Source organism: Vibrio sp. B172a, from assembly GCF_030248355.1.
Taxonomy (GTDB): domain Bacteria; phylum Pseudomonadota; class Gammaproteobacteria; order Enterobacterales; family Vibrionaceae; genus Vibrio; species Vibrio owensii.
In genome coordinates this window covers 94089-117114 of sequence record NZ_JAHGAC010000035.1, presented here as the reverse complement: position 1 = coordinate 117114, position 23026 = coordinate 94089, and the positions used below count along the sequence as shown (strand labels likewise).

The 23026-nt window shown below is 43.6% G+C and carries 17 protein-coding genes; 11 read left to right on the top strand and 6 right to left on the bottom strand.

Features of this window, described 5'->3' with window-relative positions:
• The first annotated feature begins 34 nt into the window (after positions 1-34).
• Positions 35-934, top strand: coding sequence for a LysR family transcriptional regulator (locus tag KIT90_RS24760; protein WP_285379202.1), 900 nt, complete (start codon positions 35-37; stop codon positions 932-934).
• 74 nt (positions 935-1008) lie between these two features.
• On the opposite strand, the gene KIT90_RS24755 is transcribed toward KIT90_RS24760, so the two are convergent.
• The gene (locus tag KIT90_RS24755; RefSeq protein WP_020197616.1) at positions 1009-1995 is read right to left on the bottom strand and encodes a cytochrome-c peroxidase; all 987 of its coding nucleotides are present in this window, start codon (positions 1993-1995) and stop codon (positions 1009-1011) included.
• A 641-nt stretch (positions 1996-2636) separates the two neighbouring features.
• Here KIT90_RS24755 and KIT90_RS24750 point away from each other — a divergent pair.
• The 3 genes from KIT90_RS24750 to KIT90_RS24740 all read left to right on the top strand — a co-directional run bounded on the left by KIT90_RS24750 (position 2637) and on the right by KIT90_RS24740 (position 6643).
• A complete protein-coding gene (locus KIT90_RS24750) occupies positions 2637-3350 on the top strand; it encodes an L-histidine N(alpha)-methyltransferase (protein WP_285379200.1) in 714 nt (237 codons plus the stop codon).
• Complete coding sequence (locus KIT90_RS24745) at positions 3347-4531, top strand: nitrate/nitrite transporter (protein ID WP_285379198.1); 1185 nt, start codon at positions 3347-3349, stop codon at positions 4529-4531. The genes KIT90_RS24750 and KIT90_RS24745 overlap by 4 nt, the downstream gene beginning before the upstream one ends.
• 507 nt (positions 4532-5038) lie before the next feature.
• Positions 5039-6643 carry a S8 family peptidase gene (locus tag KIT90_RS24740; protein WP_285379196.1) on the top strand — a complete coding sequence of 535 codons (1605 nt, stop codon included), beginning with the start codon at positions 5039-5041 and terminating at the stop codon, positions 6641-6643.
• A 106-nt stretch (positions 6644-6749) separates the two neighbouring features.
• On the opposite strand, the gene KIT90_RS24735 is transcribed toward KIT90_RS24740, so the two are convergent.
• Positions 6750-7634 carry a LysR family transcriptional regulator gene (locus KIT90_RS24735; RefSeq protein WP_285379194.1) on the bottom strand — a complete coding sequence of 295 codons (885 nt, stop codon included), beginning with the start codon at positions 7632-7634 and terminating at the stop codon, positions 6750-6752.
• 188 nt (positions 7635-7822) lie between these two features.
• On the opposite strand from KIT90_RS24735, the gene KIT90_RS24730 reads away from it, so the two are divergent.
• Positions 7823-8719, top strand: coding sequence for an SDR family oxidoreductase (locus KIT90_RS24730; RefSeq protein WP_285379193.1), 897 nt, complete (start codon positions 7823-7825; stop codon positions 8717-8719).
• A 358-nt stretch (positions 8720-9077) separates the two neighbouring features.
• Positions 9078-10244 carry a hypothetical protein gene (locus KIT90_RS24725; RefSeq protein ID WP_285379191.1) on the top strand — a complete coding sequence of 389 codons (1167 nt, stop codon included), beginning with the start codon at positions 9078-9080 and terminating at the stop codon, positions 10242-10244.
• Between the two features lie 110 nt (positions 10245-10354).
• On the opposite strand, the gene KIT90_RS24720 is transcribed toward KIT90_RS24725, so the two are convergent.
• On the bottom strand, positions 10355-11722 hold the full coding sequence (locus KIT90_RS24720) for an MATE family efflux transporter (protein ID WP_285379189.1): 1368 nt from the start codon (positions 11720-11722) through the stop codon (positions 10355-10357).
• Between the two features lie 198 nt (positions 11723-11920).
• On the opposite strand from KIT90_RS24720, the gene KIT90_RS24715 reads away from it, so the two are divergent.
• From KIT90_RS24715 to KIT90_RS24695, 5 genes are all read left to right on the top strand, one after another.
• The gene (locus KIT90_RS24715) at positions 11921-12634 is read left to right on the top strand and encodes an AraC family transcriptional regulator (protein WP_199458633.1); all 714 of its coding nucleotides are present in this window, start codon (positions 11921-11923) and stop codon (positions 12632-12634) included.
• A 98-nt stretch (positions 12635-12732) separates the two neighbouring features.
• Positions 12733-13668, top strand: a complete 936-nt coding sequence (locus KIT90_RS24710; protein WP_285379186.1) for a DMT family transporter — start codon at positions 12733-12735, stop codon at positions 13666-13668.
• 222 nt (positions 13669-13890) lie between these two features.
• Positions 13891-14895: a protein-methionine-sulfoxide reductase catalytic subunit MsrP gene (gene msrP / locus KIT90_RS24705; RefSeq protein ID WP_005446028.1), complete on the top strand. Its 1005-nt coding sequence runs from the start codon at positions 13891-13893 to the stop codon at positions 14893-14895.
• Positions 14892-15509, top strand: coding sequence for a protein-methionine-sulfoxide reductase heme-binding subunit MsrQ (gene msrQ, locus KIT90_RS24700; RefSeq protein ID WP_285379182.1), 618 nt, complete (start codon positions 14892-14894; stop codon positions 15507-15509). The genes msrP and msrQ overlap by 4 nt, the downstream gene beginning before the upstream one ends.
• Before the next feature lie 416 nt (positions 15510-15925).
• The gene (locus KIT90_RS24695) at positions 15926-17434 is read left to right on the top strand and encodes a DUF3360 domain-containing protein (RefSeq protein WP_009704349.1); all 1509 of its coding nucleotides are present in this window, start codon (positions 15926-15928) and stop codon (positions 17432-17434) included.
• Between the two features lie 287 nt (positions 17435-17721).
• Here the strand turns inward: KIT90_RS24695 and KIT90_RS24690 are convergent, their stop codons facing one another.
• From KIT90_RS24690 to KIT90_RS24680, 3 genes are all read right to left on the bottom strand, one after another.
• Positions 17722-20310 (bottom strand): AAA family ATPase, encoded by a 2589-nt coding sequence (locus KIT90_RS24690; protein WP_285379180.1) that lies wholly within the window; start codon positions 20308-20310, stop codon positions 17722-17724.
• 374 nt (positions 20311-20684) lie between these two features.
• Positions 20685-21836, bottom strand: coding sequence for an ABC transporter permease (locus KIT90_RS24685; protein ID WP_045416696.1), 1152 nt, complete (start codon positions 21834-21836; stop codon positions 20685-20687).
• Positions 21833-23020 (bottom strand): ABC transporter permease, encoded by a 1188-nt coding sequence (locus tag KIT90_RS24680; RefSeq protein WP_285379177.1) that lies wholly within the window; start codon positions 23018-23020, stop codon positions 21833-21835. Before KIT90_RS24680 ends, KIT90_RS24685 begins: the two co-directional genes overlap by 4 nt.
• Between the last annotated feature and the right edge of the window lie 6 nt (positions 23021-23026).

Below are 23026 nucleotides of genomic sequence, written 5' to 3'. Positions count from 1 at the left end.
ATAAAATGAAAATACTTTTGAATCAAACGCAATAATGAAAGCAACGTTAGATGAAATGAATGTGTTCGTGTCGGTGGTTGATACGGGCTCGGTCAGTGCTGCGGCCGAGTTGCTCTCTTTGACAACCTCTGCGACTAGCCGCGCGTTGGCAAGGTTAGAATCTAAGCTCAATACCACCTTACTTAACCGAACCACAAGGCGAATTGAATTGACCGAAGAAGGGCAGTTGTACCTTGATCGCGTTCGTAAAATTCTGGCGTCGGTGGACGAGGCAGAAGATATGCTCGTCGGCGACAAAGGTAAGCCATCGGGACTTTTGAGAGTTAATGCTGCTTCACCATTTATGCTTCATGTTGTGGCTCCACTGGTGGCGCAGTATCAACAAGAATACCCAGAGATTGAGCTTGAACTGACCAGTAATGAAGAGAACATTGACTTGCTTGGTAAGCGAACCGACATTGCAATTCGCATTGGACAACTTAAAGATTCCACCATGCGTGCCGCGCGTCTAGTGACCAGTAGCATTCGTGTTTTAGCAAGTCCCGAATACCTGGCGCAACATGGCAATCCAAAGTCAGTCAAAGAACTAGAACAGCATCGGTTGTTAGGCTTTAGTCGTTTCGAATTCTTAAATGATTGGCCGCTGCAAACCGAAGCGGGCGAACTGCTTCGTATCAAGCCAGTGGTAAAGGCGGAAAGTGGAGAAACGCTTCGAGTGATGGCACTACAAGGAGACGGCATTGTCTGCCTGTCTGACTTTATGACTCAAGATGACCGAAGTAATGGTCGGTTGGTTGAAGTCTTACCAGAGTCTCGCTTAGATATTCGACAGCCTATCCATGCTGTTTACTACGCCAATGCCGTGGCTTCTGCTCGAGTACGTTCATTTATCGATTTCTTAAAACGTCATATGAATGATGAAGGTTTTGAATAGCGCGAATTCAGTTATTTGAAATGAAGAACAAAAGGAGCCAAGCAAGGCTCCTTTAAAGTATTTCATTTACCAACTTAGATATTTGGACGTGCCGTCTCGTTGGTTGATGGCGGTAGATGAGGTAGCGTCACCTCTGGTTGGTCACCCGTTAGTGAGCGTAAGAACTCAGTAATCTTGACCGATTCTTCTTTCGTCAGTTTCTGACCAAGCTGAAGATCTGCCATCATGGCGACTGCTTCTTCTAGATCCCAAACCGAACCGTCGTGGAAGTACGGGTAGGTCAGTTCGATGTTACGCAGTGTCGGTACTTTGAAGACAAACTTATCGAAATCATTACCCGTGATCGCCTTACGCCCAACATCTGGGTTATCCGTTGCAAACGGCTTCACTAAGCCCATCTTTTGGTACATTTGACCACCGGCGAGAGGGCCGCTGTGACACGCTGTACAACCTTTCGCTTTAAACAAGTTGTAGCCTTCGACCTGCGCTGTTGTTAAGGCGTTATCGTCGCCCTTCAACCAAAGATCGAACGGTGCGTTTGGTGTGCGTAAGGTTTGTTCAAAGGTCGCAATTGCATCAGTCACGTTATCAATGGTGATCGTCTCACTGCCGTAGGCTTGTTTAAACCACTCGCGATATTGAGGAATGGACTTGAGCGTGTCGATCGCAAGCTGGTGGCTAAAAGCCATTTCGAGTGGGTTTTCAATAGGACCAGCTGCTTGTTCTTGCAAATCTTTGGCTCGTCCATTCCAGAACTGAACAAAGTTCAAATCCGAGTTAAACACCGTTGGTGAGTTGATAGGGCCAATTGCCCATTTATGACCAATGGAGCTTGGTAGGTTATCGACGCCACCTTTTGCGATGTTATGGCAAGAGTTACAAGAAATGGTGTTGGAGGCGGATAAACGAGGTTCAAACCACAACGTTTTACCCAGTTCTACTTTCCTCGCATCAAGTCCAGCAACTGGTTCGATCACCTTGATGGGTTCTGCGGATTGGCGCTCTGCGTAGGCACCGAAAGATAGGACTGACAAGACGCTCACTGCTATAAGAGTTTTCATAATAACTTCCTTTTTAAGTGATTTTTCACTCTCACTAGGGCGGCGTACTTCTTATTGGTACGCTCTGGAAGTCACGGTATAGCAATCGTTTTATTCGATAAAATGCAAAAAATCGATGGTTTTTATGGCAAAAAACGATGTTAAAAACGCACAAACTTTGCACGATTTGATTTTGCTAGCTTCCCAAGCAGTTGGTCACCTTTCATTTACAAATATGCAAAGAATATAAACGACAGGTTCGTTGATTTAGGTCAATTATGCAATCGGTTGGTTTTAATCAAGTTGTATTGGCAGGCAAGTGTCGAGTGATACGAAACGCTTATTTAACTGCATTTTTTCAAATGCCGTTTAATCGATGAAAAGAAAGATTTTGCAAACTACAGTTTAGCAAGTGGGCTGTATGTAAATTGGCTCAATCTTTTGAAAGGGGGAGCGATTATAGAAAGTAAAACCATCTTCGTAATCAAGCTATCAGTTTCCAGAAACTAGGTGGCACACCTAGTGATTAAATTTATATAAATAATGTTTATATAATCTTAATTATTTCATTCTTCATTGAGAGGTATGTTAGCTTCCAAAAAGTTGAAATTTACCAATAGATTAATTTTTTATGCATACAGATTTAAAGAATTATTGATTTGATGACAAGTAAATTTATTGATGGCTGGAGGGGAGTTGAAGTGGAATCAGCTAATGAGAGTGATAATTTAAATGTTAGTAGACTGTCAATAATTGATCTTTACTCCGAAAGTACAAGTGAACAAATTAATGAACTTGTGCGTGCATGTGAAAGTGTTGGTGCATTCTTCGTAAAAAGTCCTTATCTAGATACAGACTTTAAACTGAATCCTATTGAAGAAACTGAAAATGAATTAAAACTATTTCTCTTTCTGGGGAACAATTACGGAAACTGTGCATCAGAAGATGTTGTTTCCATGTTTAAACACGAGCAAATGCGTAGTGAGGATGCATTAGTTATTGGTATTGATACGCCATGCCAGGAGACGCTAGATGAATTTTATCTTCGTGAAATTGAAAAATATCATGATGACAAAATGAGGATGGGTTTATTTTCTAAGCTTGGTTTTAAAAGAGAGAACTTAATAGACATTATCCAAGTCAATAGAGAGAGAGAACAGGTTGAAGTATATTCTCTAGTATCTAAAAAAAGCTCATTGAGTGAATTGAAAATAGAAGATAACGACTTGTTTTTGGCTAACATTGCGAGAAGACCGAGCTTAGACAACTTAAAGAAAGAACTGTCAGAGGTATTTACCGTAGTCATACTAAAAAATGCTAACTCGGTAGAAAAGCAACTCACACTGGCTGTATGTAAGCTGAAGGGCACACAATGATAAAAGCTCAGGCTCCCATATTAATATTTGCTCTGGTATTCGTTGTTTCAGATCTGTCAAAAACAGTAAATGCTGTACTAAGTACAGTGATCACTGAAGAGTTAAACCTCTCTGATTCAGCAATCTCTCTAGCGACATCAGCCTTTTATATTTCTTTTGTAATCTTTCAACTCCCATTAGGAATTATGCTCGACAAATACGGCTCTAAAAAAGTGCAGGTAAGTTTAATTCCAGTCGCTTTATTAGGTGCTTTGATATGTTTTACGGCTGAAGGTTTTGCATCTTTTTTCTTCGGTCGGTTGTTGTTGGGGATCGGCTTGTCTGTGGCTTTGATGTCAGCTTTTAAGGCTGTTAAGCAATGGTGTCCAGACGATAAAGTCCCTACTTATAATGGTTTAGTATTAGGTATCGGCGCCCTTGGAGGTGTCTTAGCCACTTGGCCTGCTGAATATGTTTCTGAACTGTATGGTTGGAGAACCATTTACCTTATCGTAAGTGGACTCGTTTTATTCTCTTGGCTATGCATGGTATTTGGAGTTCCTACCCAGCCACAATCAAGTGAGAAAACACCTAAAATCAATATCACTCAAGCCTTATCTAACCCTGTTTTGTGGAAGATTGGCATCCCTTCAGCTTTGTCGATAGGGCTTGCTTCTGCAATGCAAAGTTTGGGGGCAGGTATGTGGCTGGCCAATCTTAATGAAAGTGCTGAGAAAAGGGTTGGGCTTGTACTGTTGGTGATGTCGCTGACGACTATATTAGGTTCAGTCTTATTGGGTAAGGCTGCGACAGTAGCAAAAAAGTACTTAAGTATGAGTATTGATTCAGTGACAGTGATCTTTATTTCTATTGCAGTCATTAATCAATTGGTTATTGTTATCGTTCAGTCACATAGCATGATTTTATGGGGGATGTTAGCGCTTCTTGGTACTTCAGGTATGTTAACTTTTTCAAGTATTGCAGAGAAGACACCTTTCGATTGTTTATCGACGACAAATTCAATTTTTAACATTATGACCTTCGCAGCAGCGATCGCTGCTCAAGTTGGATTTGGATTACTAGTTCAGTATTCTTCGTTTGTTTCAATACATGACTTATCAGTCAAGTATCAATTTGCTTTTCTTGTTCTAATTGGTGCTCAAGCCTTGTCAGTTATTTATTATTTTTTGCGTGATAAATAGAAACGGTGACAAGGATGCCGCCAAAGAATACTGGATGCTATCTATATACAGCATGAAAGATGTGCATATAGCTTTAATCGATTTGATGATGGCACCAAGTTAGCTAGGAATTAGCTGCAGATACGTCAATTATGCAATCAAATGAATTTTGGTAGGCGAAAAACCTAGGATATAGAAGAAGCTCGGTTTTTATTGCGTAAATTATCGGTAAGGGGAGGGTATATAACAGGCAATAAGTCAGGTGTGTAGAATTATTCTATTTTAGGGATTTTGCTCTAAGTCTAAATGAATCTTTGCATTTCAATTTCAATAAAGCTTGGTTATTGATCATGTTTCTGAGTATGTGAATTATTATCAATTATGCATGTGGTTGCTCATTGTCTAGTTTGATTTGTGTAACGTCACTGCAGCACGTATTGAGCGTACTACGCTGATTGTCTGTGTTTTCGTGTTGACAGTTTGGTACTAGGTAAAATTCAACAAGACTATGATTTCAAGGAACATTTTATGTTAAAGAAACTACTAAGTTGTTGTATCACCTCGGCACTCTGTTTTCATTCTTCTATCGCTTTTTCGCAATCTAATGAGATTGCGGACAGTGCAGAGTTACAACAAGTTCCCGACACATTGCCTGCAACTTTGATGCTTGCACCGGATGACATCGCCATTGCAGATCGCTATATAGTGGTATTTCAACAACCGCAAATGATGGCGAGTAACTCAACGGAATTCGAGCAATTCACGCAACAGTCTGTAGACCGAATGTCCGGTTTGTATTCGATACAAGTGGAGTCGGTTTTTGACCACTCGATAAGTGGATTTGTCGCTAACTTGAGTCCTGAGCAACTAAAAGACCTGCGTTCTGATCCTCGTGTGGATTATATCGAGCAGGACAGAATCCTATCGCTTGACCCAATAGTCTCGGCAGACGCAAATCAAACCAGCGCCATTTGGGGACTAGACCGAATCGACCAACGTAACTTACCACTCGATAACAACTACAGTGCCAACTTTGATGGGACTGGGGTAACGGCTTATGTTATCGATACTGGTGTGAACAATGCACACGTTGAGTTTGGTGGTCGCTCGGTCTCAGGGTATGACTTTGTCGACAACGATGCAGATGCAAGTGACTGTAATGGACACGGCACACACGTAGCGGGCACCATTGGCGGCAGCTTGTATGGTGTTGCGAAAAACGTCAACCTTGTCGGCGTGAGAGTATTGAGCTGTAGCGGTTCGGGCTCTACGTCTGGTGTTATCGCCGGTGTGGACTGGGTGGCTGCGAATGCTTCCGGACCTTCAGTCGCCAATATGAGTTTGGGTGGCGGTCAATCTGTCGCTCTCGATAGTGCGGTGCAAAGTGCGGTTCAATCAGGTGTCAGCTTTATGCTTGCGGCAGGTAACTCCAATGCCGATGCGTGTAACTACTCTCCAGCGCGCGTTGCTACTGGTGTAACTGTCGGCTCGACCACCAGCACGGATGCACGTTCGAGTTTTTCAAACTGGGGCAGTTGTGTGGATGTGTTTGCGCCAGGCTCACAAATCAAATCTGCATGGTATGACGGTGGCTACAAAACCATTAGTGGTACATCGATGGCGACGCCACATGTAGCGGGTGTAGCAGCGCTGTATCTTCAAGAAAACAGTTCGTTGTCACCAAGCCAAGTGGAAGCCTTGATCGTTAGTCGCGCAACAAGCGGAAAGGTGACGGATACAAGAGGCAGCGTGAACAAGCTACTTTACAGCTTAACCGATGCTGATTGTGGTCAAGACTGTGGTGGCCCAGATCCAACACCGGACCCAGAAGGCAAGTTAACCTCTGGTGTGCCAGTGAGTGGTTTAAGTGGTTCAACTGGTCAAGTCGCGTATTACTATGTTGATGTAGAAGCGGGGCAGCGCTTAACCGTACAGATGTATGGCGGTACTGGCGATGCCGACTTGTATCTCCGTTTTGGTGCCAAACCAGCACTGAATGCGTGGGACTGCCGACCTTTCAAATACGGTAACAATGAGACATGTACGGTCAGCGCAACACAAAGTGGACGCTACCACGTCATGATTCAAGGTTACTCAAACTATAGTGGTGTCAGCATTCAAGCGAGCTACTAGTTATTATTCTCGTTATTAGAAGAGAACAAAGCCCACTTTCCGGTGGGCTTTTCTTTTGGGAATACTGTGCTTAGGGATTACTGAGTTTCATAGGAGACGTTCGACGTTATTCAAACGCATCAGTCTTTTGCTTCAAGAATTCGATGAGAGTGCGAACTCGAAGCGGCATCAAGGCTTTCTCTTGGTACACCGCATAAATCGGGATCTCCAAGTCGTGCACATCGGGTAGGATGCGAACTAAATCTCCTCGCGCTAATTCTTCCTTCATCATAAAGCTTGGCATGATGGCAAACCCAAGATGATTCAAAACGAATTCTTTGACTGTGGCCGCGGTTCTCACTTGCACTTTTGGACTGTGGACCAAGCGCGTGACATGACCTTGGCTGTTGGTCATCGTGAGTTGCTTATCACCGTGAACGATATGGTGGCTAATCCAATCTAGCGAGAGAAGATCTTCCGGTGTCGATACCGTTTCTACCTTGCTGAGATAGGTTGGCGTGGCGCAAATCATATCGCGAAAATAGCCCAGTCTAACCGCATATAAACTCGAATCTTCTAAAGCGGAAGAGGCGCGCAGTGCAATATCACAACGAGATTCAATCAGGTTGCTGTAACTGTCGCTCTCAATAATGTCGAGTTTGATTTCCGGATAGAGGTGTAAGAACTCACTCAGTAAATCGACCAAAGCTGAGCTAGGCGTAGAAATACGAATCGTCCCACTAGGGATTTGATTGGCATCTTGTGTTTCTGCATTAGCTTCAGACGCAATATCACCAATCAGTTTGCACTTTTCGTAATAGCGTAAACCTGCATCAGTCAACGAAAGGGAGCGTGTTGTGCGATGCAACAGACGAGTATTCAACGCTTGCTCAAGTTTAGAGACGATTTGTGAGACGCGTGCTTTGCCAATATCAAGATCGTCAGCTGCTTGAGTAAAGGATTGTTTCTCTGCCACTTTGGCAAAGACCATCATGTCATCGAGTGAGATCATACCGATTACTTTCCAAAAGCTATTTATTATTGTTTAGTCAGAATGAACAATTAGTTTAATCAAAGGCTAATTATCTATCAATCATCAAACGATATAGTGTCTCCATCGATAGCGGGAAGCCAAAACAGCTTGGTCATTTCCGCCTTATTCAGAAAGAAATAATGTAAGAATTGAATGGAGAAACCATCATGTCAGATCGTAAAATTCTAGTAACAGGCGCATCAGGTAAACTAGGTTCACAAGTAGTAAAAGCATTGCTTGAAGACCTAAATGTACAACCAAGCCAATTGATTGTGACCACTCGTAATGCTGACAAACTGCAAGCGTTAGCAAGCCAAGGTGTGGATGTTCGCGAAGCAGATTTTTCAAGCCCAGAGTCACTAGAGAAAGCCTTCCAAGGAGCAGGCAGCATGCTATTGATCAGCATCGACGCCTCTGGTCCTCGCACTCAAGCGCACTTGAATGCTGTCGCGGCAGCAGAACAAGTAGGGGTGAGCCACATTGCTTACACTTCGATGCCTTCTGCAGAGAGCTCACCAGTGATGTTCGCTCATGAGCATGAAGCGACCGAGAATGCGATTAAACAAAGCAGTATCGCTAATGCGACCATCATGCGTAACAACTGGTACTTCGAGAACTTGGCAGAATACTTTGCGAGCATTCTACAATCGGGTCATTGGTTGACGTCGGCAGCAGAAGGGCGCTCTGCACAACTATCACGCAAAGATCTCGCTCTTGCTGCGGCATCTGCTCTAGTGAAACCAGCGCAGGGCAAAGTGGTCTTACCAATGAACGGTGCGCAATCTCTAACGCACGCAGAAATGGCGAAAGTGATAGACCAAGTTCTCGGTACGTCTATCAACATGGTTAACCTGTCTGACGAAGATTACCAAGCACAGCTTGAGTCGTTTGAGTTGCCTGCTCCCATCGTAGAGTTGTGTGTGACGATGGATAAGCACAATCGCGGAAACTACTCAGATGGTACAAGTGAAGCGTTTGAACAACTGACAGGCAAGCAGCCTCAGAGTTTCGAAGCTTGGTTAGAAGAGAACAAAGCAGAGCTGAAAAAACTAACGAATGCTTAAGATTATTTGAAACCACCAAGGGACTCGTTTGAGTCCCTTTTTAAATATTAGAGCCTATTAACTCTTACTTAGTTTATTAATGAAAAATAAATTAGATAATACTTATTTAATTGCGAACTAAATTATTTATTACTCATGATAAATTAGAGCAAATATACAATAATTTATATTTAGTGGTATTTACCGTACTCATTACCATTATATAGAAGAGAAAATAATGTGATTTCCCCCTTCATAATGAGCTTTTAATTAGTAATAATATCTTATTGAGCGGTTACTTCACCACCACTATTTATTCTAAGTGTCAAATTTATCATATTGTAACAAATTCTTACATTTGATAATTAGGGCCAACTTAATGCGATATCAATCTTCTCCAAGTGACCACACAGAACAAGTACAACAATCTGTTCAAGAACGCGCCACCCAACAACGTTTAGCTCGTAAGGAAGAGCTAAAAGTGACACAAGCAGACAATAAACGCTGGGCAGCGAATCGAGAAAGAGTCATTGCTCAGCGCAACAACGAAAACACCGACGTAGCACTAACACCATTAAAAGAAAATAAGAAAAAGAGTGGACTCAGTTCTTTGTTGTGCGCAAAACCGAGTTTTTCCAAGCTACCAACCAAGACCGTTGCTTATTGTTGGGTTAATACAAAAGCGGAAAGTGGTGAAGACAATATTATTCCAAGTGTTGAAAAGGAACATGGCCTACTGAACGTCATTAGTAATGCCAAAATTACCCCAAAGGTAAAACACGTTATATATGTTGATAGACGTACTAAAGGGCGAACTTGTTACGACTCACGCGTCGAGCTTCCAGATAATGTTAAGTTCGTTTCAGTGGATGAATTGCTAAAGAAGAAAAACATGGAGTCGCCAGTCATTGCCGAGAAGATGACAGAATTGTATGAGGCAAGCATCAATCACGGTAGCCCGGCTTTTGTAAAGAACATGGTCTCTTTACTGGCTTTAAATGCCGGAGATTATTTCTTTGATATCGGTGTCAGCATCAAGCCAGACGGTGATTTAGCGAAGCACCTTAATGGCCAGAGCAAGTTTTCCGGTGGTGCGGTAGGTAACGGAAGTTATCTGATGGGTGGGCACAATAAAGAGGATATTGAGACGGTTGTTGAGTACCTCTACGAAATGTATACCTGTGAAAGACCACCAACGGTACATCCTAAAAAAGCAGTAGAGGTCTTAGAAAGTCTCGATAAATCGTTGTCACCCGCGGATGTAATCAGCGCAGTAACAAGCAACTCGAAACTAAATGAAAAAATCACGCCTGCGGACTTCGTTACTTACTCTCGTAAGATGGAGCAGGGATTTGCTGAGCGAGGCGTTAAGACTACGGAATGCGAATATGCCCGTCACACAGACGTTGTCTTTGGTAACAACATTGCAGTACTCACTACTAAAGTGAAAACGGGCTTTAGGAGCGGAACAGACTTCGTTAATACCCATAAGATGAGCCACATTCACAAAACCAAAGTGGAAGCGCATCACGTGCCGGTTTTATAAAGTACGCAGAAGAGTAATGACCTCATCCCCCTAGGTACGGCGCCAAAAACAAAAACGCCCACACTTATTCAAAAGTATGGGCGTTTATCTTTTCAATCCATAATCCTCTCTTACTTCACTGCTTCCACTTCCAACATCGACGCTTGAGTCGCAGACAAATTTTGTTTTACATAGCTCGTTAACTGTAACCATGCAAACAAGCCCGCTAGAACGTTAGCAATTGTCGCCGCGATGACGATTGTAAAAATGTCACCCTGTAACGAACCGATGGCGATCGCTGGGATGTACAGAACCACCAATCTTACAAAGCAAACGAATAGGGCAGTTTTTGGTTTGCCTAATGCGTTGAAGATGGAAGTGACAACCATACACAAACCTAAAGGACCGTAGCTAAACGGAATCACCCAAAGCGCTAGCTTTAACCACTCTTGCATTGTGTTGTCCGCCGATAGTAGAGGAACAACGATTGGTAAACTCACTACCAACAAAGTTGCGATGGCTAAGTGGAACAAAATCACAAAGCGAGAAGCCGATTGGACGAGCGCTTGGATTGAATCAAAACGTTCGGCACCGAGTTCACGGCCAATCATTGGTGGCAAAGACATGGTGAGTGCCAGCGTGAAGATCAGCAAGAAGCTTTCCACTCGGTTTAATAAGCTCCAAAATGCAATTTCATTAGTACCAAGATGAGCGATGAACATAACCGTCACGAAAGCACTAACGGACGGTAAAATCTGATTCATCATGGTTGGAATCGTGGTTTTGATCAGCAGAGCAGCATCGTCTTTGCTAGCTAGAGCCGAAGAAAAAGGCGCGAACCATTGTCGGCCTTTGGCTTTCTTCATCATGTAACCCGCGCTGATGGCAAAGCCAAGCATCGAGGCTAATGCAGCACCTGCAATCCCCATGTTTAGAACAAACATAAAGATCGGGTCGAGCACGAGGTTGATAAGGCTTGCGATAACAAAGACAGATCCAGTGACTTTAGTATCACCGTTCGCACGGTAAACACAGGTCATTAAATACAGTACGGCACTGGATAGTGCGCTCAACAGCCATAAGCCCCAGAACTGACCAAATAACGTTTCGAGCTGTTGATACTGTGCGCCGCTGTCTTTCACAGAGACAAATGCAGAAAACACACTTTGCTCCATCAACCACAACGCAATTCCGATGAGAGCGATAAAAGCGCTGCCGACCAGTAACGCAAGTGAAGCGGTATTTGTCGCGCGTTGCGTATTATTTGCCCCAAAAGCATGCGAGATGATGGACGTTGCCGCAACACCTATGCCGACTTGAATGCCAATAAAGCCAGCCTGAAACGGCATCGTGATACCTTGCACAGTAAGTTCGTTCACGCCAAGCATGCCGATAAACACCGCATCGATAAGTTGTACTGACATGATCGCAAAAAGGCCGACAGTCAGCGGCAGTGTTTTTTCGAGAACGGATTTTAAGGTCGAGGAAATCGCTATCATCACAAGGCTCTTGATTCGAAAGTTCGGGAACAGTGCCAGTATAGAGTTGCGATTGTTAATGATAAGAGGGCTAATCCCTAAATCAGTTTTTAGATTTGGTTAATAATCCAAATCAGTCGGTGTGTTTGTGTTGTGTGTTCGACTGGTTATACTCAACGTATCTTTCTGAAAATAAGCGTATTCGTTAGCTAATCTGATATGAAAAATAGCCTCAGTATTCGAGCTTATACCAAGCAATTACAGAGCCATTCACACGGGGATTATCATCAATTGGTGCTGCCTATTCACGGCAATATTGCGATTGAGATGACAAACTTTGTTGGTAAAGTCACCGTTGGTGAGTGTGTCGTGATTCCTGCTGGCACTGAGCATGGATTCAAAGCCGATGAAATGGCGCGTTTTATTGTTGCGGATTTGGACGTTTTGCCAGAGCACTTTCTTACTGAACAATTGGCAGTGTTTTCTGTTACGCCACCACTGTTAAGCTATCTTCATTTTGTAGAAAAACAGTTGCAGCACCAAGTTGATAGTGGGTTAGAGGGCTCGATTTTGAATGTGTTCTCGATGCTACTAGAACAGCAGACCCACGCAAAGCCTGTTGATCCAAGGATTCGAGCAGTACAAAGCCATATTGCTGAAAACATGGATACGGCTTTGTCTATCGATGAGCTGGCTAAGATAGCTTGTTTGAGCCCGACTCAATTTAAAAAGCGATTTAAAGAAAGTCTTGGCGTCAGCACATTGCAGTACATCACCGAGTTGCGAATGGAAAAAGCCAAAGCTTTGCTCACGCATACCGACTTACCAGTTCAACTGATTGCCGAGCGAGTCGGGTACACCGATTTATCTGCGTTCAGTCGTCGCTTTTCAATCCACTTTGGTTTGTCGCCACGCGAGTTAGCCCGTCAATAACGTCTCATTAAACGAATGTTGCGTCCTTTCTGCAAAGTTATACCTTCTTCATCAACGTATCCTTTTCTCTATTGAAAATCAGTATAGAGAAATAAAGCATGTCATCTGTTGCGATTCAATCGACGAGCCAATATCAAGCGGGCGCACTGGCGATCTTGTTCGCTTCTTTGTTGTGGGGAACGACAGGCACAGCCGCAAGTTTTGCTCATCAAGTCAGCCCTTTAGCCATTGGCGCTTTTGCTATGGGCGTTGGTGGTGTTATTCAAGCAATGTTATCTTGGCGTAGCATCCGTCATCAATTCCATCAGATTTTACTGTTTAAGTTGGCATTAGCAATAAGCAGCGTTGCATTAGCTGTATATCCTTTGGCGTTTTACACGTCGATGAAGCTTTCTGGTGTTGCCGTTAGTACCGTTATCTCAATTGCCAGTGCGCCTTTCTTTACTGTTTTGATAGAGTGTCTTTTTAGCAAAGGCAAGCGCGTTTCTGCTCAATGGTGGGTGAGCTTCGCATTTGGTCTGGTGGGCATCATGATGTTAGTCATGGCGAAATCGGGTGGGGCGGTTGAATCAGACCAAGCCTCTTATCTATTTGGCATCGTTTTGGGGCTAATAGCAGGGTTAAGTTACGCCATTTATTCGTGGGTTGCTAAGCGAATGATTGATGGGGGAATCAAATCTCAAGCGGCGTTAGGTAGTATCTTTGCTGGTGGTGCTCTGTTGTTATTGCCTAGCTTAGCGTTTACCGGAGAGAACCTATTCACCGGAGTCACGAACGCTTCTGTTTCGGTCTATATGGCGATCATTCCAATGTGTTTAGGTTATCTCGCCTATGGTTATGGATTAAGGTACGTTGATGTTAGCAGTGCCAATCTTCTCACGTTGTTTGAACCGGTTGTTGCGGCGGTGCTGGCGGTTTGGATTGTTGGGGAGAAGATTGCTATCTCTGGTTGGATTGGCGTTGGATTAATTGGTGTATGCCTTATTCTTCAAACCTTAGATAAAGATGCGAACAAACCAAAACAGATGACATGATTTCCTCGCGAATAAGGTTCCCTCATTAACGGAATCATCTCTTAATGGACTTAGCCTCCCAACGAACCTAGACTCCTAACGGACATCGATGAAAAGCGTTAACTCGTATGCATATCGGTTTTTCGTTTTCAATGAAATAGAACTGCCATTGCTACGGTCTGTCTTAATCAACGTATTACCAGTTCGCTATTTACTAAAGTATGAACACATTCGGGGAAGATTATGTGGATTAAGAAGAATCATCGCTGGGCTTTATCTGAAAACGAAGCGACGCCAGAGTCCGTCTATAAAGAGCGTCGAGAGATATTGAAAAAGCTTGGCATTGCGGTTGTCGGTATGCCACTCGCTGCGAATGCACAAGCGGGTATTTTGGACATCTTCTCGTCAAAGGAAAAGCCAGTCTCAGATAATCGAATTGACCTTAGCGTGACTAAGCCACAGCAGTATCAAGCGGATCTTTCCCTTACTCCTGAAAGTAAGGTTCTGAAATACAATAACTTCTATGAGTTTGGTACCGATAAGTCTGATCCTGCGAAAAACTCTTCTGAATTTGTGTCTGACCCATGGACGGTTGAGATAGACGGCTTGGTGAATAACCCGATTAAGCTCGACTACGACGACATCTTTAACAAGTTCACACTAGAAGAGAGAATCTATCGCTTACGTTGTGTCGAAGCATGGTCAATGAACATTCCGTGGATTGGTTTTCCTCTAGCGGACATCATCAAAATGGCGGACCCAAAAAGTAGCGCGAAATACGTTGCTTTTGAAACCCTCTACGACCCGAAACAGTTCCCAGCCCAAGGCTCCTTTAGCAGTATTGAATATCCTTACGTCGAAGGGCTTCGCCTTGATGAAGCAATGAACCCGCTCGCGCTGATTTCTGTGGGTTTATACGGTAAGACGCTTGCACCACAAAACGGTGCGCCACTTCGCTTAGTTGTACCTTGGAAGTACGGATTCAAAAGCATCAAGTCTATTGTTCGAATTCGTCTAACCGACCGGGAGCCACCAACAACGTGGAATCGTTTAGCGCCAAATGAATACGGTTTTTACGCTAATGTGAACCCGAATGTCGACCATCCACGCTGGAGCCAAGCAAGCGAGCGTTTCATCGGCGAGGGCAGTGTGCTCAGCACTCGCAGACAGCCAACATTGATGTTCAACGGCTACGAGGAAGAGGTGGCGCATCTCTATAAGAATATGGACCTGAGGAAGTTCTATTGAGAAAGCTGACGCCAAAACACATCATTGCGCTTAAAGTTCTGATCCACCTTGTCTCTCTCGGTTTCTTAGGTCTGCTGGTCATTGCTATTAATACTGACAACTTAGGTGGCGATCCCGTTCAAGGCATCATTCATTACACGGGTATTAGCGCGCTGAATACGCTGTTTATTACCTTGCTGGTTTCTCCGCTTGCGCGTTGGACCAAGCAGGGTTTGTTAGTTCGAGTTAGGAGACTACTTGGGCTCTACAGCTTTTTCTGGGCAGTGCTTCATTTGGTTGCGTTTGCTGTGCTTGATTTAGGGTTAGATTGGAGTTTACTTGCTTCTGAAATCGTCAAACGCCCTTATTTGACCGTTGGTGCAGCAGTGTGGGCAATCTTGTTACTTCTGGCGGTGACTTCGACTCAATCTATACAACGTAAAATGGGTCCTAAATGGCAAAAGCTGCATAACTGGGTTTACTTAGCTGCGATATTGGCACCGATTCATTTCTATTGGTCGGTGAAGTCAGAGGTAGCAGAGCCAACCATCTATATCCTAATCGCCATTGGTTTGTTGCTGGTGCGTTGGAAGACATTGAAGCAGCGAGTGTTTCGAAAGATGTTATCCAGTTGATGCGCTGTTAGACTAATTGCGATAAATGAATCAACAGACAAAAAGGGGCTCCGTGAGCCCCTTTCTTTATTGGATAAAAAGCCGCTAACTCAAGCTTTCTGTTGCTGTTGGCTCACCACGCTTCCACACCTTTCGTTCGGTCTCGCCAAAGACCTTAGGCTAGTTATATCAAATCTCATCACAACGCTCATACCGTTAGCCCGAACCCTACGACTAATGTCTAACTACCTGAGACTATTTGTATTTTTTCGTTTGGTATAAGGTACTAGCAACTGAATTTTAAGAGTTCATAAAGATCAGTCATCGAGTTCTTGTAGCAGAGAATATATAGACAACGACTCGCTTAATCTTCGTTTAGTGAGTAAACAACGTTGGTTGGAAAAACACACCTTAGAGTGTGAACGAAAGGAATCACAATGAGCAGCACTTTAGAGTCCGTACATATTGGAACAGATAAGCCTAAAGCCAGTGAGGATGAACTCACTTATGAACAACAACATAAACCAAGTTCGGAGTTTGAGTCCCGAGAACAATATTTAGAGCACGAGTTGCAAATCATGGCGCCTAAACGTTGGCGTCCCAATTTGCCGTTTAAAGATTATCGTTTTGAGGTAGAAGACACCATTCCAGCGATGGCTGCGACCATTGGTAAAGTCGTTATGGTGGGAGCGATCGCAGCAACCTTTGCCGGGGCTCTAGGGTTGAACGAAGGCTTTATTTTAGAAAATGTTCGTTATGAACTACTCATCGCCTCTGTTTTCATAATTCTTTTTTCAGGCTTTCTACTGCCGACCGCAAACCTCGCGGGTACACACGGCCCACTCATTCCATTAATTCCTATCGTCGTTGCTGCTGGTGGGCACCCTATGGCCTTTGGTCTGCTGATTGGCGCCTTTGGCATACTGTTAGCCATCAGTAAAGGTGGCAGCATGTTGGCAAACCTCACTAGTAAAGGCGTGTGCGGTGGTTTGTTGCTTTACCTAGGCTTTGTTGGAACCGTCTCTCAAGTGAAAAAGCTGTTCGCTTGGGCTGAGGGAATAGGGATGAGCCACATTGCTTTTGTCGTGATCTTTTGCACCATTATTTTATATGCACTACTGGAACATTTTCGTAAGCGTTGGCTAGCCGTTCCTCTTAGTTGCTTGCTAGGCGGCACGTTAGCTTTTGCTATGGGCGCTCCGTTTTCTTTTCAAACCGAGCCCGGCTTACCCAATATGAACCCTATGTATTGGTGGGGGGAAGATACAGGTTGGATGCTAGGTTTACCGACGATTGAACACTTCATGGTCGTGCTGCCTTTTGCCATTTTGGCCGTAGCTATGTGGTCGCCAGATTTCTTAGGGCATCAAGTATTCCAAAAAATCAGCTATCCAGAACGTACAGAAAAAGTACATATGAACATCGACGATACCATGACCACTGCCTCAATTCGTCAGACGTTCGGCTCTTTGCTCGGTGGTACTAACTTTACGTCTTCGTGGGGAACTTACATCGTTCCGGCGGCTATCGCTAAACGTCCTATTCCTGCCGGCGCTTTGTTGACGGCGCTGTTTTGTATCATCGCCGCAGTTTGGGGTTACCCAATGGACTTAGCGATCTGGCAACCGGTACTTTGTGTTGCGCTCATTGTTGGGGTATTTGTTCCATTGCTAGAAGCAGGAATGGAAATGACGCGTGAGGGTAAAACCACTCAATCGGCGGCGATAGTTGTATTTTCTTCAGCGCTCGTTAACCCTGCATTTGGCTGGTCTCTCACCATGCTGCTAGATAACTTAGGTTTAGTTGGCTGTAAAGAACGTAGTGGGGAACTCAGTAAAATGAGCCGTTGGGTACTGCCTGGCATTATGTTTGTTGTATTAACAAGTGTAATGGCGTTGGTTGGCTTACTTCCGGGGATTCCAGCAATTATCCCAAGTTTTCGTTAGATAGGCTCATCGTACGATTTATGGTTTGAAGAACCTTTTTCAAACCTGATAGAAACGGTTTAGTTCAGTGGAGCTAAACCGTTTTTGTCCAAAACCCTCATAGGGTGAATTCTTACCCGTGGTACTTTCTAACTCGAAAGTGCCCCGAAGTTGCTTAGACCTTTTACTCATTCGCATCCTGTTAATAAGCTTTTGCCATACTAAAAGTTATCCATTCTTATCATGCGTTTAATCCCCGTGATGTATCACGGGGGTAAATTCCATCTTTCCTTCAGTGTTAGCTAGTATTAAGTTCTTTTTCGATCTGTTTGTAGATGTTTGAGGTAATCTTTAATTTCATCAAAATCGGCTACTACTTCATCGATCGTTGGACAAGGACGTATACCTGCGGCTGTGTCGTGACCAATAAAGTCGATACAGCATTTATCATACGCAAGGTGAATACGCTCTAAATCAACATTAGTAATATCGTCTAGTCGATTTAATCTTTGCAGATGCACACCTCTTTCGAACCTATTAACGACTTTATTTAATAGTTTTTCTTCAACCAATCGCTCCCATGCTTCACGCAGAAAACTATAGAAAACCGCAGCAGCTTCTCTAAATTCAGTCTCTGTTCCTGTCTCATCAATCTTTCGAAGTTTTTGGAGCTTAGTAGTTAAAATTCCAATTCGCTTCGATGTAGGAAGTGCGTCCCACGGAGGATTGGTTCTTACAAGGCCGGAGTTACTTCTAGATCTTTCTAGGCTGATGCAATTGACCTTATCTTGCTTTAGGCTATCTGAAGCTTCTAGTAGTAGCTTGTAGAATACTATGTCGTGAGTAAACACAATGACTTGGCGTTCTAGTGATTCCTCTAATAACCTTTTTGCGACTTTTGCACTCCATTGATGGCTAAGTGAGTTCACTGGATCATCAAATAGAACAGCAGATCTTCTAGAGTCAGCTTTCATTTCTGATAAAAAGCTCGCAATTGCGATACACCTTTGTTCACCTTCACTAGCAACTTTACTAACAACAGATTCGTTTGAGTTGGCTAGCTCTAATTTAAATTGCTGTTGTCCGGCTTTATTTCTTGTTTTAACTTTGATGTCAAATCTATTAAAACCAAAGGATTTAAGCTCTTTCACAAAAGACTCTTTTAGTGGCTCTATAACACCATGTGAATAAATCCTAGCTGACAACGTTGATATACTTCTCGTAGCGCATTGACTTGAGATCTCATTTAACTTAGCTACTCTTTTTGACCGTCTTACGTTAGTTATGATGTTAGCTTTGTGTTTGGCAATGTAGGCTCGATCTGTTAGTTCGGTCAGTCTTGCTTGTTTCTTAGCCACAAATTCGTTGTTACTGCTTTGCTGTTCAAGTTCTCTGATTTGCGTGAACAGATCTTTATCTATTTCCCGCAATGATTGGAAATGAGACAAGCTAACTACGTCTAACGACTCGGGTAGCACGGAACCTGACAAAACAGTCTGCCTGTTTATTAAATTCTGGTTTAATTCCTCAAGCCCAACTTTTAACCCAGGTTTTATTATGTCAAGGTCGTTCAATACACCTTCAAATTGGGCAATATTCAAACTCAAAGACTTAACGGCAGCCTTAGCCAGTGTTAGTGCTTTCAGTGCTTCAGCTGTATTTCTTGCAGCTTTGTCATTAAGAAAAGCTTTGAGTTCTTGTAATTTGTCAGCCGATGTCTCTTGGATCTCTTGTAAGCAAAACGGACAGGAATCACCTTTTGTTGGAGGGAATTGTTGGCCTTTATTTTCGCTTACCAAGAAATCTTTTGCTGCTCTCCAAAGGACAGTCCATTGTGTATCACCAATATTATCAAACGGTAGATCACTTAGTGTCTTTTGTCTTAACGCTTCAGATACTTGTTTCTTTTCTTGATAGTCGAGTTCTAAACCTTTTAACACATCGAAATTACTAGAACCGAGTACTTCGATAGGTCTTTTGTAGGACTCAAGTAAAGGGGCAATATAACTACGCTGCTTAATTAAACTCTTTCTGATTTGTTCTGGCGATTTGGCCATGTCACTAACCAGCTCGTCCTGCAATGGTTTTATAGATTCAATTTCTTCCTTAGTTGCGCAGTGCAATTCAATATCAGCTTCATTTGTTAACTCTGAAATTTGATTAAGAAACAATGCAGCTTTACTTTGTGAATTTAACGATGGAATAGCAACAAAACCGTTACGACCCATGACATCTTCACTTATTCTATTTTTTATGCTTTCCACAACCTTTGTAAGCTCTGTGATTAAGTTCAAACCTACTGGTTTATAACCTAAAGCATCTTCATTAGATAAATAGTGGTGTGCTGAAGATGAATCGAATACACGAATAGACTTGGCAGCATTATTGTTTGATGCCCCATTACTCCATGTTAATTCTGTCGGTGTGCCATCAATCTCGAGTGTGAGTAAAGCTTGAGGAGGTTTAGGTGTAGAAGTGAAAACATTACCCGCAATAGGTTTCAATGCTCCCCGAGTCAAACACGCATGTTTTAAAATTGACGTATAGCTCGACTTACCGGCCCCGTTGTCTCCATATACGATAGTTAATCCATCTTTTCTAAAATCTAATTTTTGATCTTCCGCTAACGCAGCAACACCTTCAACTTGAGACAAGCTAATCAGTCGAACCGAATTTTCTTCGGCCATGTAGCCCGATATATCAATCGGTGATAACAACTGCTCATGGTTTGGGTGTTTCGGTTCCAAGCCCTCAACACTCTTCGCAAAATTGAAAATAAAATCGATATGGTTTTGGTTTAGCTCTCCCTCTTCAAGAGCAACCTTTAGTGCTAGATTCCACCATACGGGCTTATCCTTGGACCACTCTACTATTGATTCTACCGCATTCATCATCATTAACCTTAACACGCCAAATGAGAATCTAGTGTAATAGAGTTCAGTTGCATTCAGGTGTAAAAAATTGGTTTGTCGTCTAACAACGTGCGTGAAATCAACAAGTAATAGAATTATTCATAATATTTATTATCTTCTCGAATCATTTCTTTGATAACTCATAGAGCCCAGATGTAAAAAAGCCGAACTCAATGAGTCAGGCTTCTTTTTGATTGATATGATCCAAAAGGAGGGCCGGCTAATCCAACAAACAAGGTTTCTCCCTAATCCCAATTGTAGTTGATGAGTAAATTTAGCCACTTGACTAGAGGTTTTGTAATACCCAAGCAAACAAAAAGGGGCTACGTGAGCCCCTTTCTTAATTGGATGAAAAGCCGTTAACCTAAGCTTTCTGTTACTACTGGTTTGGTATTGCGTTTAGCAATCCAGTAAGCAACGCCGCCCCAAAGTACCGTCAGTACCCAAAGAGCAGTCCAGTGTTTTGCGACTTGTTGCCACGTTGCGCCCATTTGGTTGAGAGCTAAAAAGCCTTTTATTGCCCAAGTGCTTGGGCTCAAGTCGGCAAACCAAAGTAGCGGGGCAGGAATCGACTCAACGGGCCAGATAAAGCCTGCTAAGAAGATTAAAGGCATTGAGCTAACCAGCACAACCAATGTCACCAGCTCGCGTCTTGGTAGCAAGTATCCGAGCCATAAACCTAAACCACAACAACCAAGTAAGAATGGCAATAACAAGGTGAGTAGCTCACCTGCGTTGGCAACGTGGTTGACGTTCAAGCGTTCAAAACTGAAGCCAAAGTAGTAGGCGCTGAGTAGGTAGTAGATAGCAACGAAGACCAAGGTTCTGGCAAGTAGCAGAGCGCCCGTTGGCACCTGTGACCAATAACCGCGACCATGACGTTGCGTACCTGTCTGCAAGCCGACAGCCATGATCAATGTTTGTTGAAGGATCAGAACAAACACCGCTGGCACCACGTATTCGATGTATCCCATGGTCGGGTTGAAGGTTGGCTTCATGTTGAGTTTGATTGCAGAGTAGTCATGGCTGGCCATGCTCAGTGGTACACCATCAATCACCATTTTGCTTACTTTAACTTGAGCACCAAGCGTACCGCCTGCTGTTGCCAAACCTTCTACTACGGTGCCGTAGACCAAGAAGTAAGAGGCATCAGCGGCATAAGCCAGAGTAGGGCTGCTACCAAGCATCAAGTCTTTGTAGAAGTGCTCTGGAATCACCAAGAAGCCGGTAATTTCACGGTTTAGGAATGCTTGTTTTGCATCGGCAATCGTGTGTAATCGTGTCACGACTTTTACCTGAGGCGTCGCGTCGACCATGCGCTCTAGGGTTAAACTGGTTTGGCTGCCATCAAGGTTCACAATTGCAATCGGCTGTTCTCTCGGTGTTTGTTGCGCGTATGGAAGCGGGTATAAGAAGGAGTAAAACACCACGCCACCAAAGACAGTCAGTACCACGACAGGGTTGGTCATCACTGAGCGAAGTTCTGTTTTAATCAGTTGCCACAGTGTCATACAGCCTCCTGTTTGCTATCTGTTGAGGACGAGCTATTTAACAAAGCTGTGTTGCGATGTTTTGCCAATAAAGCCGCCGTCATCAGTAGCGGGATAATGTACCCAACCATCGGCCAGAGTGAGCCGATAGATTGTGCCGCACTTGCGCCGTAGCTTGCTTGATCCACTTGAACTTCGATGTAATGCGTAATTGGTAATAAGCCTCGCCATGCTTGTGCTAACGCGTTCATGTTGGAAACCGGGAAGGTTATCCCCATAAATGCAAAGCTCGGTGCGGTAAATGCGCCAGCAAAGCTCATCGCACGCGCTGGGTCCATCGATAGGAAGAAGAACAATGCACCCATGATGATGCATGCGATAGTCGTTACGAACTGCGCCAACAACATAACTAAGTAACTGCCTTCCATCGGCCAATCAAGCACCACATAAAACCAGACTAAGAACAGTGCACTTTGTGCCATAAAGACAGGAATGTACTGGCTTAGAATTTTACTTAGTCGAGTGAAAGGGCGATCGCCTAAGAACGCGAAGCTGTTGTTGCCATTTCCATAAAGACGAAAATGCGCCGCTAGGATCAAAATGGTGCTGACCACGACACAGATCTGCCAGATCGCCGGAACAATCGCTGTCACCAAGAATTGGGCGTAGTTGGTGTTGCGGTTAAACAAGGCTGTAATCTGAGTCGAAATTGGCACGGCTTGACCAATAGCTGCAAGTGTTGTGGTGTTGCCTTTCGCTAGGTTACCCATGGTTTCTAGCTGAGCATCAAAATACCCTTGAGACTGTGCAACCGCTGAGTTGATCAGTTTCGCAACCAAAATGTATTGGCTGTTGAAGAAGACCGATAGCTGTGGTTGTCGATGCAAAAGAATGTCTTGGTCAAATTGAGGGGGAATCACAGCATAAGCGTAGATATCACCTTCGATCATCGCGTTCTTCGCTTCTGTTGAGCTGGTGTAGTGGTAATCAACAGAAAGAGTGGAAGAGGCATCAAGAGACTGAATCATCTTGCGTGACAATTGCGAGTGCTGCAAATCAACCACTCCAATAGGGAGATCTCTGGCAATGCCTGCAGAGAACACGCCCCAAATAGTGACGGCCAATATGATCGGCACCCATGTCAGACAAGATAACAACCACTTATCACGCCGTAGGATTTGTCGTTGTGAGATTTGAATCGTCATAGTCTT

Bases quoted from the DNA above. Each gene is read 5' to 3' on its own strand.
- KIT90_RS24760 (WP_285379202.1), top strand. From the start codon at position 35: ATGAAAGCAACGTTAGATGAAATGAATGTGTTCGTGTCGGTGGTTGAT.
- KIT90_RS24755 (WP_020197616.1), bottom strand. From the start codon at position 1,995: ATGAAAACTCTTATAGCAGTGAGCGTCTTGTCAGTCCTATCTTTCGGT.
- KIT90_RS24750 (WP_285379200.1), top strand. From the start codon at position 2,637: ATGACAAGTAAATTTATTGATGGCTGGAGGGGAGTTGAAGTGGAATCA.
- KIT90_RS24745 (WP_285379198.1), top strand. From the start codon at position 3,347: ATGATAAAAGCTCAGGCTCCCATATTAATATTTGCTCTGGTATTCGTT.
- KIT90_RS24740 (WP_285379196.1), top strand. From the start codon at position 5,039: ATGTTAAAGAAACTACTAAGTTGTTGTATCACCTCGGCACTCTGTTTT.
- KIT90_RS24735 (WP_285379194.1), bottom strand. From the start codon at position 7,634: ATGATCTCACTCGATGACATGATGGTCTTTGCCAAAGTGGCAGAGAAA.
- KIT90_RS24730 (WP_285379193.1), top strand. From the start codon at position 7,823: ATGTCAGATCGTAAAATTCTAGTAACAGGCGCATCAGGTAAACTAGGT.
- KIT90_RS24725 (WP_285379191.1), top strand. From the start codon at position 9,078: ATGCGATATCAATCTTCTCCAAGTGACCACACAGAACAAGTACAACAA.
- KIT90_RS24720 (WP_285379189.1), bottom strand. From the start codon at position 11,722: ATGATAGCGATTTCCTCGACCTTAAAATCCGTTCTCGAAAAAACACTG.
- KIT90_RS24715 (WP_199458633.1), top strand. From the start codon at position 11,921: ATGAAAAATAGCCTCAGTATTCGAGCTTATACCAAGCAATTACAGAGC.
- KIT90_RS24710 (WP_285379186.1), top strand. From the start codon at position 12,733: ATGTCATCTGTTGCGATTCAATCGACGAGCCAATATCAAGCGGGCGCA.
- msrP (WP_005446028.1), top strand. From the start codon at position 13,891: ATGTGGATTAAGAAGAATCATCGCTGGGCTTTATCTGAAAACGAAGCG.
- KIT90_RS24695 (WP_009704349.1), top strand. From the start codon at position 15,926: ATGAGCAGCACTTTAGAGTCCGTACATATTGGAACAGATAAGCCTAAA.
- KIT90_RS24690 (WP_285379180.1), bottom strand. From the start codon at position 20,310: ATGATGATGAATGCGGTAGAATCAATAGTAGAGTGGTCCAAGGATAAG.
- KIT90_RS24685 (WP_045416696.1), bottom strand. From the start codon at position 21,836: ATGACACTGTGGCAACTGATTAAAACAGAACTTCGCTCAGTGATGACC.
- KIT90_RS24680 (WP_285379177.1), bottom strand. From the start codon at position 23,020: ATGACGATTCAAATCTCACAACGACAAATCCTACGGCGTGATAAGTGG.